The organism is Nonomuraea sp. NPDC051298, assembly GCF_055586305.1.
Genome location: NZ_JBVJIM010000002.1, coordinates 390,794 through 406,936, shown reverse-complemented (window position 1 = coordinate 406,936; position 16,143 = coordinate 390,794). Strand labels below are relative to the sequence as shown.

17 protein-coding genes are annotated in these 16,143 nt (G+C 70.0%); 9 read left to right on the top strand and 8 right to left on the bottom strand.

What is annotated here, in order from left to right:
• Positions 1-193 precede the first annotated feature (193 nt).
• The 9 genes from ACZ6S0_RS07145 (at position 194) to ACZ6S0_RS07105 (ending at position 10,058) form a co-directional block, all read left to right on the top strand.
• Positions 194-1,027, top strand: a complete 834-nt coding sequence (locus tag ACZ6S0_RS07145) for an SAM-dependent methyltransferase (protein ID WP_465914292.1) — start codon at positions 194-196, stop codon at positions 1,025-1,027.
• A complete protein-coding gene (locus ACZ6S0_RS07140) occupies positions 1,024-1,314 on the top strand; it encodes a hypothetical protein (protein WP_465914291.1) in 291 nt (96 codons plus the stop codon). The genes ACZ6S0_RS07145 and ACZ6S0_RS07140 overlap by 4 nt, the downstream gene beginning before the upstream one ends.
• 461 nt (positions 1,315-1,775) lie before the next feature.
• Positions 1,776-2,108 carry a hypothetical protein gene (locus tag ACZ6S0_RS07135; protein ID WP_465914290.1) on the top strand — a complete coding sequence of 111 codons (333 nt, stop codon included), beginning with the start codon at positions 1,776-1,778 and terminating at the stop codon, positions 2,106-2,108.
• An 85-nt stretch (positions 2,109-2,193) separates the two neighbouring features.
• Positions 2,194-3,426 (top strand): methyltransferase, FxLD system, encoded by a 1,233-nt coding sequence (gene fxlM, locus ACZ6S0_RS07130; protein WP_465914289.1) that lies wholly within the window; start codon positions 2,194-2,196, stop codon positions 3,424-3,426.
• A gap of 67 nt (positions 3,427-3,493) precedes the next feature.
• Positions 3,494-3,673 (top strand): FxLD family lanthipeptide, encoded by a 180-nt coding sequence (locus tag ACZ6S0_RS07125; RefSeq protein ID WP_465914288.1) that lies wholly within the window; start codon positions 3,494-3,496, stop codon positions 3,671-3,673.
• An 82-nt stretch (positions 3,674-3,755) separates the two neighbouring features.
• Positions 3,756-6,812, top strand: a complete 3,057-nt coding sequence (locus ACZ6S0_RS07120; RefSeq protein WP_465914287.1) for a lantibiotic dehydratase — start codon at positions 3,756-3,758, stop codon at positions 6,810-6,812.
• Positions 6,809-7,987: a lanthionine synthetase C family protein gene (locus ACZ6S0_RS07115; RefSeq protein WP_465914286.1), complete on the top strand. Its 1,179-nt coding sequence runs from the start codon at positions 6,809-6,811 to the stop codon at positions 7,985-7,987. Before ACZ6S0_RS07120 ends, ACZ6S0_RS07115 begins: the two co-directional genes overlap by 4 nt.
• The gene (locus tag ACZ6S0_RS07110) at positions 7,969-8,937 is read left to right on the top strand and encodes a thiopeptide-type bacteriocin biosynthesis protein (protein ID WP_465914285.1); all 969 of its coding nucleotides are present in this window, start codon (positions 7,969-7,971) and stop codon (positions 8,935-8,937) included. Before ACZ6S0_RS07115 ends, ACZ6S0_RS07110 begins: the two co-directional genes overlap by 19 nt.
• A gap of 2 nt (positions 8,938-8,939) precedes the next feature.
• The gene (locus ACZ6S0_RS07105; protein WP_465914284.1) at positions 8,940-10,058 is read left to right on the top strand and encodes a hypothetical protein; all 1,119 of its coding nucleotides are present in this window, start codon (positions 8,940-8,942) and stop codon (positions 10,056-10,058) included.
• Between the two features lie 84 nt (positions 10,059-10,142).
• On the opposite strand, the gene ACZ6S0_RS07100 is transcribed toward ACZ6S0_RS07105, so the two are convergent.
• The 8 genes from ACZ6S0_RS07100 to ACZ6S0_RS07065 all read right to left on the bottom strand — a co-directional run bounded on the left by ACZ6S0_RS07100 (position 10,143) and on the right by ACZ6S0_RS07065 (position 16,141).
• Positions 10,143-10,403: a hypothetical protein gene (locus tag ACZ6S0_RS07100; protein WP_465914283.1), complete on the bottom strand. Its 261-nt coding sequence runs from the start codon at positions 10,401-10,403 to the stop codon at positions 10,143-10,145.
• A gap of 54 nt (positions 10,404-10,457) precedes the next feature.
• Entirely contained in the window at positions 10,458-10,754 is a 297-nt protein-coding gene (locus ACZ6S0_RS07095; RefSeq protein ID WP_465914282.1) for a hypothetical protein, read from the bottom strand.
• A gap of 34 nt (positions 10,755-10,788) precedes the next feature.
• The gene (locus ACZ6S0_RS07090) at positions 10,789-11,739 is read right to left on the bottom strand and encodes a peptidoglycan recognition protein family protein (protein ID WP_465915214.1); all 951 of its coding nucleotides are present in this window, start codon (positions 11,737-11,739) and stop codon (positions 10,789-10,791) included.
• An 89-nt stretch (positions 11,740-11,828) separates the two neighbouring features.
• Positions 11,829-12,167: a hypothetical protein gene (locus ACZ6S0_RS07085; RefSeq protein WP_465914281.1), complete on the bottom strand. Its 339-nt coding sequence runs from the start codon at positions 12,165-12,167 to the stop codon at positions 11,829-11,831.
• Between the two features lie 78 nt (positions 12,168-12,245).
• Positions 12,246-12,761, bottom strand: a complete 516-nt coding sequence (locus ACZ6S0_RS07080; protein WP_465914280.1) for a hypothetical protein — start codon at positions 12,759-12,761, stop codon at positions 12,246-12,248.
• 14 nt (positions 12,762-12,775) lie between these two features.
• A complete protein-coding gene (locus ACZ6S0_RS07075) occupies positions 12,776-15,529 on the bottom strand; it encodes a hypothetical protein (protein WP_465914279.1) in 2,754 nt (917 codons plus the stop codon).
• Entirely contained in the window at positions 15,507-15,671 is a 165-nt protein-coding gene (locus ACZ6S0_RS07070; protein WP_465914278.1) for a hypothetical protein, read from the bottom strand. Before ACZ6S0_RS07070 ends, ACZ6S0_RS07075 begins: the two co-directional genes overlap by 23 nt.
• Positions 15,671-16,141: a hypothetical protein gene (locus ACZ6S0_RS07065; RefSeq protein WP_465914277.1), complete on the bottom strand. Its 471-nt coding sequence runs from the start codon at positions 16,139-16,141 to the stop codon at positions 15,671-15,673. The genes ACZ6S0_RS07070 and ACZ6S0_RS07065 overlap by 1 nt, the downstream gene beginning before the upstream one ends.
• Between the last annotated feature and the right edge of the window lie 2 nt (positions 16,142-16,143).

The following is a 16,143-nucleotide window of genomic DNA, read 5'->3' as shown; positions in this document are numbered from 1 at the left end:
CGCGTTAGAGGGCCTTTGGCATCGCTCCACCTCCGGGCCTCAGCCACCTGAAGCCTCCACCACAAAAGAGCGGCCCCGGCCCCGGTGCGTGAACACCGGGGGAGTTCCGGGGCCTTGATCAGGAATCGAGGTCCTGACCCATGCAGAAGCGTAAAGCCAGCCGGACCCGCCGGCACCGTGAAGGGAAAACCTCATGAGCGCCGCCGAGGTAGACGCCCCTCACGCGCGCGGCGGGGACCGTCACGACTTCTCACGACCGTCGATAGCTCGCGTCTGGAACGCCGTCACGGGCGGCAAGGACAACCTCGCGCACGACCGGAACGTGGCGGGCGCGCTCGCGAAGACCGCGCCCGAGATCGTCGTTGCGGCGAAGGCGCAGCTTGCGTTCGTCGCCCGAGCCACCACGGTGGTTGCCGCGGAGGCCGGGATACACCAATGGCTGAACCTCGGGTGCGGTCTGCCGCCGGAGGGCTCTCCGTCCACGTACGACATCGCCGTCCGCCACTGCAAGGACGCCCGCGTCGTGTACGTCGACAACGACCCCCACGTGACGGTCCACGGCCGGGCGCTGCTCGACGTTTCTAGCGCAACCGGCGTAATCCAGGCGGACGCCTGGGACGTGGATGCGGTTCTCAGCCGCAAAGAGGCCAGCCTGCTCGACCTCAGCCGGCCCGTCGCGATCCTCGCTACGGCCTTGGCGCACTTCGCGCCGGATTCGGCCAACCCGGGTGGCATCCTGCGCCGGTACATGGCCCACTTCCCGGCCGGTCTCTTCATCTTCTCCCACGCCCGAGACGACCTCCTGACCCGCGAGGAGCGGGCTCAGATGATCGCCGACTACAAGCCCACGGCGGACATCTACCCGAGGTCCCTGGACGTGATCGAGGGGATGTTCCTGAGCGGGCTGACCCTGCTCCCGCCCGGCCTGGTCGAGGCGTCCACTTGGCGGCCGGACACCACGATGCCGCTCGAGGTCGGCCGGGCGCACTTCGTCGCAGCCGTCGCAGCGTTCGGGGGCTCGTCGTGAACCTGATCATCGATCCTCGCCTCGGCCGTCAGTGGGCGGCCCAGCTTGAGCAGGAGGTTGGCCAGTGGTGGCTGGTCCTCTGGGAGCCAGGCGGGCAGCACCTCACCGCCTACTGGCGGGGCCACGGGACGGAGAACGGCATCTACTGCAAGGGCCGCAGCCCTCTGGAGCTGTGGCCGCTCATTCGCGCCACCCAGAACGAGGCTCGCCGTCTCACCGTGAACGGCCCGGTGCCTCCTCTGCTCGCCGAGCAGCTCCCCGACGCTCTGCGGAGAGCGGCCGGATGACGCGACGTGACCGGGCAGGCCGCCGAACTCGGCAGCGGCTCCACGTCGGGTGCGCGGCCGGTCGGGGCGGCCCCGTGCACTGCGGCGCGGGCGGGCGATCCACGATCACACTCACCCCGCCCGCGCCGCCCAAGCTCGCCGTCCACGGTGATGGTCGCCACGCCGTGGACGGCGGGATCCATCTCCCGGCCGTCCTCTTTCCGGTCGCGCGAGCCCACCCCGCCCGCGGCATGACGGCCGGGCCGAGGGAGACGGACGACGGTGTTCGCCGCCCGTCTCCCTCCCCCATTCCGCCTGCGCGAACAGCGCTCCACCTCTCCGGAGACCACCTATGGACGCCGTCCTGCTGGCCGCGCTCGCATACGGCTGCTTCTCCCCCAGCGTGCCCACCGCCGACGAGTGGTCGCCCGTCGCCGCCTCCTCGCCTGCACCAACGACGAGGTCGAGCGTGGAGACACCTGATGACCAAGCAACCCCAGCCGCCGGCTGAACCCGGCGCACCCGCAGTCCGGTGGGAGCCGTACCTCCCCTCGGGCGGCGTGCTACGGGTCTCGCACACCTCGTGCTGCGGCAAGTACGAGGTGGCGTCCGAGGGGGGCCAGTACTTCGTGCTACGCCAAACCGAGGAGGGCCGGTACGAGGAGGCCGGGCGCGGCAGGAACGCCCAGGCCGTCGCCGTCTACGTGGCTCTCGTCACCGAGCACCACGCAGAGCATCACCGCCAAGGCGAACAACCGGAATACGACACCCCCGCAGCGCTTCCCAGCCCCGGCGTGGCCAGTGGACACCGATGACCGATCCGGCCAGCGTGAACCCGCGCCGCACCAAGGCCCTCCGCAAGACCGGCGACAAGAAGACACACCATGAGGAGACCCATCTGTGAATGACGAGAGCATCGGCCAGGCGCGAGCCGCTGAGCTGAGGGACAAACTCGCGGACGAGCTCAAGGAGGCCGGGTACATCACGTCGGCCCAGGTCGAAGCCGCGTTCCGCGCGGTGCCGCGGCACGCGTTCGTGCCAGCCGACACTCCGCTGGAAGTGACCTACCAGGCCGACAGCGCGGTGGTCACCAAGCGGGACGAGCACGGCGTGGCCATCTCCTCCGTCAGCGCCGCCTACGTCCAGGTCGCGATGATCGAGCAGGCCGAGCTGATGCCAGGCGCGAGCGTGCTGGAGATCGGCTCAGGGGGCGTGAATGCGGCGATGCTGGCGGAAATCGTCGGGCCGAACGGCCAGGTCGTGAGCGTCGACATCGACGAGGAAGTGACCAACCGCGCCATCGTGCTTCTGGACGCCGCCGGGTACGGCGACCGGGTCACCGTGATCACAGCCGACGCTGAGCAGGAGATTTCCGGGTTCGGGCCGTTCGACGCGATCATCGTGACGGTCGGCGCGTGGGACCTGGCTCCGGCCTGGCTACGCCAGTTGGCCGAGGGCGGCACGCTCGTGGTGCCGTTGCGGATGAACGGCATCAGCCGCTCCATCGCCTTCCGCCGCACGAACGACCACCTCGTCAGCACGTCCGCGGTGGTGTGCGGCTTCGTCCCCATGCAGGGAGAAGGCCAGCACCTCGACCGGGAGTTCCGACTGCCCGACCCGCACGGCCACATCGTCACGCTCCGGTTCGACGACGGCGCACCCGAGGATCCCGGCCTGCTGGACGGCGTCCTGGCCAGCGGGCGCAGCGAAGCGTGGTCCGGCATCACCATCAAGCACGGCGTGTCGTTCGCCGACCTGCACCTGTGGCTGGCCAGCTTCCTGCCCGGCTTCTGCAGGCTGGCCGTCGAGGAGGGAACCGAACTGGCCCAGGAGCGCAAGACCTGGTTCCCCTTCGCCGAGGTGTGCGGCGACTCCTTCGCCTACCTGTCGGTGCGCCCCGCGCTGGAGGGCGCGGGCGTCGAGTTCGGGGCCCGCGCCTACGGGCCGCACGGCCAGGACGCGGCGACCGCCATGGTCAAGCAGATCCAGGCGTGGGACGAGCAGGCCAGGAACCGGCCGGAGCCCACCTTCGCCTACTGGCCGACCGGCAACACCCCCACCCACCTGCCCGAAGGCATGGCCACCCTGCACAAGACCCACGGTCTTGTCACGATCTCCTGGCCCACCGGCTGAGCGACCGCCCACCCGGGCGGGCCAGGATGCCCACACCCAATCCCCGGAATGTGAGGAGTGTGACCCGATGGCTCCAACCGTGACCCTCGACGCCACCGACGTCGTGGCCGATGAGGAGTTCGAGCTGGACATGCGCGTCGTGGAGGCCACCACACCGCTGGTGACCATGATGTGCGACACCAGCGACGGGTGCGGCACCTCGTGCAGCACCAGCGCGTGCACCACCAGCTCCAACGACCCTTCCTGAACCACTGTCCGCCGCCGGCGCCCACACGGTGTGTGGGCGCCGGCGGCGCGGCTCACCATCCACCCAGGGACAGGGGATCACGATGAGCGTCCCCCCGCGCTACCGGCACAACGGCCTGGTCCTGGTGCGAGCGAGCACCGATCCGGGCGACCTGGAACTACCCGCACGCCTCGATCTGGACGACCCGGCCGTCATCCTGCGGGAAGGCCGGGCGTGGCTGGCGAAGGCGTGGGCCCGCGACGACGTGCGGGAAGCCCTGCGCATGGCCAGCCCCGCCTTGGCCGCCCGTGTCGACGGCTTGCACGAAGCTGCCACGACCTCGGCCAACGGCGTGCGCCGTGCGGTCCTGGCCACCGCCACCTACCTGCTGCGCTGGCAGCGTCGCCCGACCCCGTTCGGGCTGTTCGCCGGAGTCGCCGCAGCCGACGTCGGGCCCGCGAAAGCCGACCTCGGCACCCGGCACCAGGCGCTCGCGCGAGTGGACGCCGACTGGGTCACCCACCTGATCGACCAGATCGAGCAGCATCAGAGCCTGCGCCCGCGCCTGACCGTAGTCACCGACAGCTTCGGGATCGTCCGCGACGGCCGCTTCATCGTGGCCACCCGGGCGCAAGGCGGCGCCCGCATCCCCGGCCCGGCGCGCGAAGTGTCGGTGCGCCTGACCCGGCCCACGCGGTTCGCGCTGGCCACAGCCGCGACACCGATCCGGTTCGACCGGCTCGCCGCCGAACTGGCCGCCCGCTTGCCCGACGCGCCTTCGGAGAAGGTCTTCGCGCTGCTGAACACGCTCGTGGACCAGCACATCCTGATCACCAACCTGCGCCCGCCGATGACGGCCACCGACCCACTGGTCCATCTGATCGACGTCCTGCGCAAAGCGGGCTGCGACCTGGCCGACATCGCTGCGCTGCTGGGCCGCCTCGAAGACATCCGCGACCTGCTGGCCCGCCACAACACCGCCAGCCCCGAGCAGGCCGCCGCGATACGCGCCACGACCAGTACGCGTATGGCCGCGCTCGCCCCGCGCCCTGGGCTGGCCATCGACGTCACTCTCGACGCGCGGATCGCCGTCCCCGAGACGGTACTGGAGGAGGCGGCGCGCGCCGCCACCGTCCTGCTGCGCCTGTCCACCGAACCGTTCGGCCGCACCGCGTGGATGGACTACCACGCCCGGTTCCTCGCCCGCTACGGCCCCGGCGCTCTCGTACCGGTGAAAGAGCTGGTGTCCGACTCCGGGCTCGGCTTCCCCGGCGGCTATCTCGGCGCCCCCCGCGCCCGGCCCACCTGGCGCACCCTCACCGAGCGAGACACCCACCTGCTGGCCCTCATCCAGAAAGCCGCCATGACCGGAGCCGACGAAATCACCCTCACCGAGGCGGACATCCAGGCGTTGACCGTGGGCGACCACGACACCGTGGTGCCGCCACAGCGCGTCGAACTCGGCGTCACGCTGCACGCCACCTCCACCGAGGCGATCAACCGGGGCGAGTTCGACCTGCGCGTCGTTGCCAATCCCCGCGCCTGCACCAGCATGGCCGGACGATTCGCGCACCTGCTGGACGATGACGATCGCGGCCGGCTCGCCGCCTCCCACGCACGGCACGGCGGCTCCAGCGCTGTGGCGGTACAGCTCTCCTTCCCGCCCCGCCGCCCGCACAATGAGAACGTCACGCGGGTCCCGCCGCTCCTCCCGCACCTCGTGCACCTGGGCGAGCACCCCAGCGACGATGCGATCGGCGTTGACGACCTGGCGGTCACCGCCGATGCCGCCCACCTGTACCTGGTGCAGTCCTCCACCGGCCTGCGCGTGGCCCCCAGGATCCCGCACGCGCTGGACACCGTCCTGCAGACGCCGCCGCTGGCCCGGTTCCTCGCCGAGATCGCCGAAGCGCGCAGCGCGGTCTACCGGCCGTTCAACTACGGTGCCGCCCGCACGCTGCCATACCTGCCGCGCATCCGCTACCGGCGCACCATCCTGGCCGCCGCCCGCTGGCTCCTCACCACCACCGACCTACCCACCACCAGCCAGGACTGGGACACGGCGCTGAAGGCGCAGCGGCATCGATGGCGGCTCCCCGCGCGCGTCCTGCTCTGCCACGAGGACCTCCGGCTCCCGCTCGACCTTGATCAGCCGATGGACCGCGCCGTGCTCCGGGCACGGCTGGAGCGGGCCGGCCTAGTCGAGCTTCAAGACGACCACCCGCAGACAGGGCTGGGCTGGATCGGCCGACCGGCCGAGCTGCTGATCCCACTGACCGCGATCAACCCGCCACCCCAGCACCTCCCGGCCACCGCGGCCCCGGGCATCGCCCTTCGGCCGGGTGCCGCCGCGATGGTGTGCGCCCATCTGGTGGGCAACCCGGCCCGGTTCGACGACATCCTCACCCGGCACCTGCCGCCCTTCGCCGACGAGGTAGCCGACCTGGTCACCTCCTGGTGGGTGCGCCGCCACCGGGACATGATCCGGCTTGACGCCGACCAGCATCTCGCGGTGTTCCTGCGCCTGGCCCATCCCGGCCAGTACGGGCCGGTCGCGGCAGCCCTGGCCGCGTTCGCCGCCCGTTTGGAGGCTGGCGGCCTGCCCGCGCAGCTCACCTTGGCCACCTACCATGAGCAGCCCGGCCGGTACGGCGACGGCGCCGCCCTGGCGGCGGCCGAGCAGGTGTTCGCCGCCGACACCCAAGCGGCCATCGCGCAGATCACGATGGCCGCCACCGCCGATCTGCCCGGCCAGGCGCTGGCCGCCGCCTCGATGACGCATCTCGCCGCCGCGTTCGCCCCCGACAGCGCCGCCGGTTACGGGGCGCTGGTCTGCTGTCTGGAACAGCAGACCGGGCCACTGGATCGCGCGCTGCGCGACCACGCGCTCCGCTGGGCCGACCCCGCCGACGGCTACCAGGCCGTGCGCGCCCTTCCGGGCGGCGAAGCCGTCGCCGCCACATGGCGGGCCCGCGATGCGGCGCTGGCCGTCTACCATCACGCCCTCGCCCTGCAGCGCGACCCGTCCATGGTGCTGCGGACCCTGCTGCACGACCACCACGTGCGAGCCCTCGGCGTCGACCCGGAGTTCGAGAAGGTGACGGGCCGTCTCGCCCGCGCGGCCGCGCTGCGCCGCCTCGCCCTGGCAGGTGCCCGATGAACGAGACACGGGAACACGTGGATCTCAGCGCGCACGACGTGGAGCGGCAATCACTGGCGAAGGGGTCCGCCGCCGCCACCGCGCTCCTGCACATCGAGCGCGCCCTGAACGGTACCGGAGACTGGCAGAGCGCTCACGCCCACATCCGGCAGGCCACGGCGGGGCCGATCGACGGCGCGCCGCACGCCGGGCTCTACTACGGGGCGCCGGCCATCGCGTTCGTCCTGCACGCCGCCGCCAAGAACGGTCATCCGCGCTATCAGGCGGCGGCCCGCGCCCTGGACAAGCACATCGCGCGGCTGGCCAAGCGACGTCTGGCCACCGCAGAGGAACGGATGCGGGGACGCGCCCCAGCCGCGTTCGCCGAATACGACCTGTTCCGCGGGCTGACCGGGATCGGCGCGCTGCTGCTCCTGCGAGCGCCCGGCAGCGACCTGCTCTCCGGCGTCCTCGACTACATGATCCAGTTGACCAAGCCGCGCCGTGTGAAGGGCGAAGAGCTGCCGGGCTGGTGGGTCGATCACGACCCGGACCCGCTGCTGCCCACCCCCGGCGGGCACGCCAACCTCGGCCTCGCGCACGGCGCGGCCGGGCCGCTCGCCTTGCTGTCCCTTGCCGCGCTGCGCGGCTACAGGGTGCCCGGCCAAGTCGACGCGATCTACCGGCTGGGCCGTTGGTTCGACCGGTGGCGGCAATCCTCGCCGGACGGACTGTGGTGGCCGCAGTGGATCACCCGCGACGAGTTGCGCACAGGCCGCACCATCCAGACCGGCCCAGGCCGGCCGTCCTGGTGCTACGGCACGCCTGGGATCGCCCGCGCGCTCCAACTCGCCGGGCTCGCTACCGGCGACCCCGCCCGGCGCGGGACCGCCGAGAAGGCCATGGCCGGCTGCCTGACGGACCAGCACCTCAGCAAGATCACCGACGCGGGGCTGTGCCATGGCATGGCAGGGGTGTACCAGACCGCCTTCCGGGCCGCGGGCGACGCCGCGAATCCCGCGATCGGTCAACGCCTCCCCGCGCTCGCGGCCGCGCTCACACAGCGCGCAGCAGACAACCCGTCCGACGCCGGAGGGCTCCCGGACGGCGCCGCCGGTGTCGGCCTTGCTCTGGAAACCGCACGACACACGACACCCCCGGGCTCGGGATGGGACGCATGCCTCCTCATCACCTGACCACCGCCGCGCCGCCCCAGCTCGCCCCCGGTATCCTCGCCCTCCTCGCGGGGGCAGACCTGGAGACTGCCGCCGCCGATGTCGGCGTGGATGCGGCCGACCTCGACGAAGCCGCGATCACCTACCACGCCGCCGGGCTCGCGGCGCTCGAACGCCGCGCCGACGCGGGCTGGTATCAGCTCCGCGTCCAGTTCCCTGACTGGAACACCGCCGAGGAGACCGGCGCCCACCAGCTCGGGCCGCGCCTCGACCAGCTCCAGACGCGCGGAGCGGTCGACGGGTGGTGGTTCCTGCGTAAGCCCCCTGGGTGGCGGCTGCGGCTACGCGACGCCGACATGTGCGCCGTCAACCAGGTCCTCGACGAACTGGTAGAAGCCGGGGCGCTCACCCGCTGGTGGCCGACCGTGTACGAGCCGGAAACCGCGGCGTTCGGCGGCCCGGCCGGGGTTGAGGCCGCGCATGCCCTGTTCTGCGCCGACAGCCGGGGCGTCCTCGACTACGCCCGCCAGAACACTCCGGATCTCGGCCGCCGGGAACTGTCCATCGTGCTGGTCAGCGCCCTGCTGCAGGCCGCTGGCCTGGACTGGTTCGAGCGCGGCGACGTCTTCGCCCGGGTGGCCCAGATGCGGCCCGCACCTGCTGACACCGACACCGCTCGCGTCGAGAAGCTGACCGCCAACGTGCGCACGCTGCTGGCCGTACCCGCACAGCCCGACAGTGAGCCGTTCACCCTCGGCGGTGCCGCCGCGTTCGCCGCGCCCTGGCTCGCCGCGTGGCAGACCGCCGGGAACCAGCTCGGCCGAGCCGCCGCCGAAGGCTGCCTCGACCGCGGGCTGCGAGCGCTGCTCGCCCACGTCGTGATCTTCCACTGGAACCGGCTCGGCCTGTCGGCCACCACGCAAGGCATCCTCTCCCACGCGGCCTCGGCCGCCTTCCTGCCCAGGACTTGACCATGGACTCTCTGCTGCACGCCGCCGTCCGCCACTTCCCGCTCGTCGGCCGTGCCCGGCCCGCGTGCCCGCCGCTCCCCGAGCGGGTCAAGGAGATCTCCGACATCGCCGACAGTGTCGCTCGTCCAGGCGCAGACGTCCTGCACGAGGGGGCGCACGCGCTGAACAAGGCCGCGTTGCTGGCCAGCGACTGCGGCCTGCCGGAACTGGCCCGTGACCTGTGCTGGCAGCACATCAACATCTACCGTGCCGCCGGTCACCCGCTGAGCGTGCTCCAGGCGAGGTACATGCTCGAACCCGCACTCAACCTCGCCCGGATCCAGATCCGCGCCAACGACGGGCAGCACGCGCTACGCCTGCTCGACGTCATGTACCAGGCGGCCGTCAACGGCACCGACCTGGTGATCGAGGACCGCACCCTGCCACTGGCCAACCTCACCGGCACCCGACAGGAGCATCACAAACTACGCGAATGGGTCTGGCTGCAATACCTCGCGGACGGCATCCGCGCTCTGGCGCTCGCGGACCGCTGGGACGAGGCGGTCACCCATGCCCGGGTCCACAACGGGATCGGCGAGCATCTCATGGAAGGACGGCAAGCCGAGATCATCGCTCACCGCCTGCACGGCGAACTCCAGGCGGCCCAGGCAGCACTGCAGGAGTGCACACTGACCGAGCCCTGGGAACACCTGGTCGGCACTTGCTTGAACGTGATGTGCGCGGACGAGAACACCACGTCGGCCAGCACGAACGTTACCGCGATGGTCGAGCAGTTCCGTGGAAGTGAACCGTTGCCCGGCTACGCGGTCTTCCGCGCCCGGCTTGGCCTGACGGTGGCCATCCTCGCAAACGGCACCGACGCCGAAACGTCCGACCGTGTTCAAGCCCAGGTGGCCACGGAGGCGATCGAGTCCGGCGACGGATACGCCGCCCGCGACGTGCTCACACATAGCCACCGCTTGCCCGAACCGCAGCGACAGGCGCTCACCCGTCTGGTGGCGTCTTCTGGCTTGGGAGCTGGCGAGCTGTCAGAACCGCTGCTGGACACGCTTACCCGCTCGGTGAAAATCGCGGCTGAGGGGCTGACAGCAGCTCTACGGCACAACCGGCCGCCTCGCTGAGTCCCTCGTCGGCACCTCTCCGAAACGCGAAGAGCGCCCCGCCCCTCCCGGACAGGGAGGAGCGGGGCGCTCGTTAGAAGGGATCTACCGCTGGTTGGCCGGGAGGTCCGGCCGTGGGGTGTGCCGGGCCTTGAAGCCGGCCACGGCTGCCAACGCGGTCGGCACCAACGGCAGCGTGACCGCCTCGATCCAGTCGGGCAGGAACGCGATCATCGACGGGTCGTCAGCGACCGCCTGCAGCACCGCCATACCGGCGACACCGGCGAGGTAGGCCGTCAGGCCCATCGCCTTGACCTTGGTCTCGACGGGTGGCTTGGAGTAGGTGACCTGGGGATCTGCGTGCATGTGCCTCTCCTTCGGGACAGTCCGCCACCACGGCGGGAAGCTATGGGTTGAAGATCAGGTGCGGGGCGGCCACGACCACTGGCCGTGGTCAGTGCCCTCGGAGCGCGACGTGGCCCAGTAGGAGTGGTTGCCGTCGAGGAACACCTGGAGGTTGACGGCGGACCCGCTGCCCTCGTAGGTGCGAGTGATGATCGCCGGGAGGACGTCGCCGAGCTTCGCGGGAGAGCGGATGACGCCCTGGCCCCCGAACGACTGCATCGACTCCAGGTTGATCATGGAGACGTCGTGGCCGGACAGCTTGTAGTGAACGATCCGGCCGATCCTTGGCGCGGTCTCGGTAGGGGTGGACACGGGAGTAACTCCTCTGTTGAAAGCAGGACCGCAATCAGCGGCTGAACATCGAGATCTTGGCCATCGACACCTTCTCGACGACCGCCGCGGCGTCGGTCGGGTTGATGATCCGGAGCCGGAGCTGGTTCTTGGTGTTGAGCGCGAACTGACCGCCCACGCTGGACTCGACGCGGCCATTGACGTCGGCGCGTATGCTGAGCCGCCAGGCGTCGTCCTCGAACTCCTTGCCGTCCCGCGAGTAGCGCGACCAGGCCACGTCGATCTCCGTGCCCGGCTTCAGCCCGCGGACCTTGACCAGACCGTCCACGATGCACCAGCGGCTCGCCTTGGCCAGCACTGCGAGACCGTCCGCGCTGTGGCCGGGCGGATCGTCGGTGTATTCGGTGTGCCAGCGCACCGCCGCCTCGCCGCCAGCCGGGACCTCCTGGTCCTCACCGGCACCGAGGGAAATGACCTCGGGCACGTCTTCCTCCTGCTTGATCGGGACTCCGGGCCTCTTGATCAGCGCGGACACGCGCTCCCGGAAGTGGGTCATGTTGATGGAGTGCGGGTCGGGCTTGCCGGTGTTGACCTCCCTGTGCGCCTTCACCCGTGAGGCCGACAGGCCGAACTCTCGACACAGCTCGGCGCAGAGGGCTTCGTAGGCGTCGACCTGTACGTCGGGCCACGGCGTGCGGCCGTCGTTCTCGGCCTCGATGCCGATGCTCGTGGCGTTCATGTGGTGCGGACTGGTGCTCGGCGCGTTGTGCCAGCACCGCCCGGCCGCGACAACCCAGATACGGCCGGTGTGCTGCAACCAGATGTGGCTGAGTGGACCATCCAGACCCGGGCGACCGTTCACCACGACGTGCCGGTCATTCCATCCGGCAGTGTGGTGGCAGACCACGCCTTCGACGGAGGGCTGCGGCCCGTGCCCGCGGGTCCTCCATCCGCCTACCTCGGTCACTGGAAAGCCGGTCTTACGGGCGACGTCGGCGAGCTGCATCAGCCAAGGCATCAGTTGTCTCCCCCTTTGGAAGGGTCTTCGGGCGCGACAAAGCGGCCGCGCCCGGCGGGAAGATACGAATTGAAAGGTCAGCCGCGCGTGAGCTGGATCAGCGCAATCACCGCGCCCGCCACGGCGACCAGGACGGTGACGACGGCGATGATCTGCCGGGTCCGCTCGGTGAGCTGAGACCGTGTGACGGCCTCACGCTCCACCGTGTCCAGCCGGGCCTCCAGCGTGACGTAGCGAAGCTCAGCGGCGGCGCGGTCCTGCTCGACCCGCTTGACCAACTCGGCGTGCCGATCGTCCACCTGGTCGAGCCGCTGGAGGATGAGCGCTGTGCTGCCGTTGGTCCGCTCGAATCCCAGCTCGACCGCGCCGCGCAGCTCCGCCAGGGCCAGTGCGAGGTTGGGCGTTTCGTCGCTCATACCGTCACAGCGCCCATCTCGCACAGCTCCATGAGCAGGTCCTCGCTGGCCACCGCGCAGAGCCCGTACCGGCGCACATCAGCAGGCAGGAGCACGCTCACCGGCCGCCTCCTTCTCCAACTCGGCCGCGTGAGCCAGCCGGTATCGGTCCATCTCCATACGGATCGTGGCCGCCCTGATCGGGTCGATCCTCGTCTGATCCCGGATGACCTGCAACGGATCAGCCTTGGCCACTCGGCTAGCCCCGGCAGCCGCCGTCGTCACGACGCCGTACTTGGCCTTGCAGGTAGCAAGCTGCTCGGTAGCCTGCGCGCGAGCGGTCTCGACATCGACGAGCGCAGGGGCTGGCATGTCCAGTTTCCCGGCCGCGTGGGCGGGAGCGAGCAGCGGCGCATGCAGGATCACCTCCAGTGCCTCGTCAACGCTGGTCAGGCCGTACTCTGCGGCACGAACCTCGATCGCTTCCTTCGGCACATACGACACGAACGCCGCGCCGGGCCCGCCGTCTACCGACTCATACGTGATCAGCCATGCATCCTCACCGGGACTGCTCACCTCACGGACCTCAGTGATCCGCCACTGCTCAACCGCCATCGCTTCTCCCTCGTCTACATCCGCCAGGCCCACATGTTCAGCAGTACCGCGAAAAAGGGCGGCGACCCCAAGCTGCTCTCGTTACTGCGCAGCATGAAAGTCATGGTCGTCGGATTCCGCATGTGGAAGCTCAGCCGGTCAGGAATGGGGTTGTCGACCGTGAAAACCACGCGCGGGACCGTCAACATCGTGAACGTCCAGTTCACGTTGTAGGCTGCACCGCCCGACAGCGACACCGCCCGCATCAGCAGCCCAGCCTCGCTCCCTGTGAACGACCACTTCCCGGCGAACTGGGTCGAAGGAGCAGAGAACTTGAAGCGGTTCAGGTTCGCGCTCATGTCGTTGTAGCCGATCTCAAGTTCGGCTGGCTTCGCGAACAGGTAGCCCCCACCTGCGAACCCGGTTGTCGGGTTGACGATGTGCACTCGGTAGTCCGTGGCCGCGTGGATCACCTGAGCCTGCGCGGTGCCCGACCCGCTCACACCCGACACGGTGACGATGGTCGCCTCACCGGGATACATCGACCCGTCCACGTACATCCGCGCCGGATTCGTCCCAGTGCCCGGCAGGAACCGGATCTCCGGCCGCGTCGCCCCGGTCGGGTTGATGACGAGCCGATTGCCGGTCAACCCCGTCGCGAGCTGCCCAACGAAACTCACAGCACCAGTCGAGGAGACCAGCACCGTCTGCATGCCGCCCTCGTTGAACGCGGCCAAGCCCTCCTCGTTGAGCTCCACCCTCGCCGCGACCGGGTCACCAGCGACGATCCGCGTGGCCAGGGCCAGGACCGCCTCCAGCTTGTCGGCCGTGATCGCGTTCGAGGCAATGTGACTCGCTTCGATCGCGCCCACCGCGATCTTGTCAGCGGTGACGGCATTGGCCGCGATGGCACCTGCCGTGATCGACTCGTCCGCCGCGTCACCCTCCACCAACTGCACCGCGGCGATCATCGCGCTCCCGGACGGGGCCGACTCGTTACCGGCGTGGTCGAGGGCGGTCAACCAGAACTCGCGGAGCGCCCCGTACGGCTGGCCAGTGACGACGATCGACCCAGCCGCCTGTAGGTAGCCAACGTCGGCCGGCCCAGGGTTGAACGGGTCTTGCATCCACACCCGCACCCTGTGGAAGTCGGCTGGCATCGGCGCAAGACCGATGCCAGTCCCGTCCCACGCGACGTGGATCACTCCAAGCCGGGCGGACACCTGCGGCGCGCTCGGGACCGGCGGCGGCTCCGTGTCGTTCTCGATCTCCACAACGACCTGGGAGGAGAAGTTGCCCTTCACCCCGGCCGAGGTCGCGCGCACCTTGAACGCGTACTGGGTGCCGACCTGCAGAGGTGCGTAGGCCACGGTGGTCGCGTCGCTGACTGCGATCTGCATCCACGGTGTACCCGCCTGGTTGACGCGGGCGAGTAGCTCGTAGCCGTCGATGTTGAGCGCCACTCCGGCGACGTCGGCCACGACAGGGGCCCAGGTCGCGGTGACCTGGCCTCGCGGGTATCCGCTCTCGTCGGTGTAGGTGATCGGATTCACGACGAGACCTTGCGGCGCCGCCGGAACTCGGTTGTTCGACTCCGGAGCCGGCTCGCCACCGGAGCCGCCCGACCCAACCCCGCCGTCGAGGATCCCGGCGGCCTGCCTGGCCAGACGGATCTCCCGCTCCAAGAAGCGGTCATTCAAGACGACGTTGCCGCCGACCTGGCCGTCCTTGTCCACCGACAGAGTGATTTGTCTTAGCCGTAGCGACTCCATCGCGCCGCCGTCGCCCGGCGCGAGCACATAGTCTCCCGGCTGGTAGTGCTCGAACGGCAGCCACCGCGCGCGGTCGAACATCAGGCCGCGGGTGACCTGCACCCGTTCGCGGGCGACCCGCTCCAGGGCGTTTTCGCCCAGCAGCCTCGCCGTGCCCACATCCGAGACGCCGCTCTGCGACTGGTAGGTCTCCCAGCGACCCCACGGTGCGACGGCGGCCTCGTTGGTCACCTCGACCGACAGGCCGGCCTCGCCGCCGATCAGGATGGCGGACACGGCGTCTTCCAGCGTCCCCGTGTCCGGAGCTTCGGTGGCGTCCCGGCCAAGACGCAGATCAACCGGCGCTGGCCCAGATGCGCGGTCCCGGCCGAGCACCGTGTCCGGGTTGAACACCTGCAGCTCGCGGCCCTGCATCCGCCAGTCGATCACGCCCTGCTCACTCAAGTTGATCAGGACGCTGAGCAGGTCCTTGCCCGGCTCGATCGCCAGCGTCAGCGCCTTCGCCCACGCCTTCCCATCGCTGTCCTCCGACAGCGAGAAGTTGAACTCCAGGTGCGTCAGCGCGCCGCGCGCTTTCCCCTCCTGGATGAAGGTCGCCAGGATCTCGCCCGGCGAAACCGCGTTGAACTGGCGCTTGCCGTCCACCATCGCGCTGTTCGGGTATAGCACGACCTTCCGCAACATCCACGCCCAGCCCGGCAGGTCATATGACCGGGAACCGGTACGGTCGGCGCTGTCCCCGCGCCGTTTGATCCGCAGGAACCTCGCATTCGGCGGCTCAACCCACGAGCCGCTGTTGGCCGCGTACTCCACCGCGACCTCGCAGTGCCCTGCGATCAGGTCCGCGTTCAGCCCGCCGTCCGGGTAGGTCACCTTGAGACTGGGCACGTCGTTCAGCGGGTCGCCCAGCTCGAACCCGCTGTGCTGAGGCAGCACACCTAGCCGACCGCCGTTCGGCGCGTATGCCACCAGCCGGAGTGCGAACTTCGCGGGCTCACCTGGGATGATCACCTGCAACGCTGATCCCCCTCAGTTCGTTGATCTCGTCGCGCTGCTGGTCCACCGCCGCCGACAGCACGGCGTTCTCGTACGTCAGTTCCTCGACGCGGCGCCGCAGAACAGTGATGATCCGGCCCGGCTCAACCACCAGGTCTTCCATCACGCCCCCGCCGACAGGAGCGCCCGCTGATGTTCCAGTCGCGTGGCCGCGGCCTTCACCGGGTCGATCCGGACTGCCCGCAGCGGTGCCAGCACGTCAGCCGCCTTCCGCGCAGCCGCCGTACGAGCCTTCGGTACAGCAGTCGTGACGGTCGCGTGGTCGCGCTTGCAACGCTCGACCCGCTCCAGCACGGCAGCGCGGGCCTGCTCGCCGCTGAGCTGCCACGGGTTCGTCTCGGGCAGGTTCGGCTCGTAGATCGGGTGGACGGCACGGTGCATCAGCACGTCGATCGCCTCGTCCGTCGAAGCCAGCCCGCACGCCACGGTGGTGGACTCGATCGCCACCGTCGGCAGGAACACCCCGACCGTCACCCCATCGGCCGCCCGGGTCAGCGTGATCTCCCACGCCTCGACCCGCCCTGACTCGTCGGCCGTGTCGGTCACCTCCGTGACCTGCCAATCGTCCGGCACCG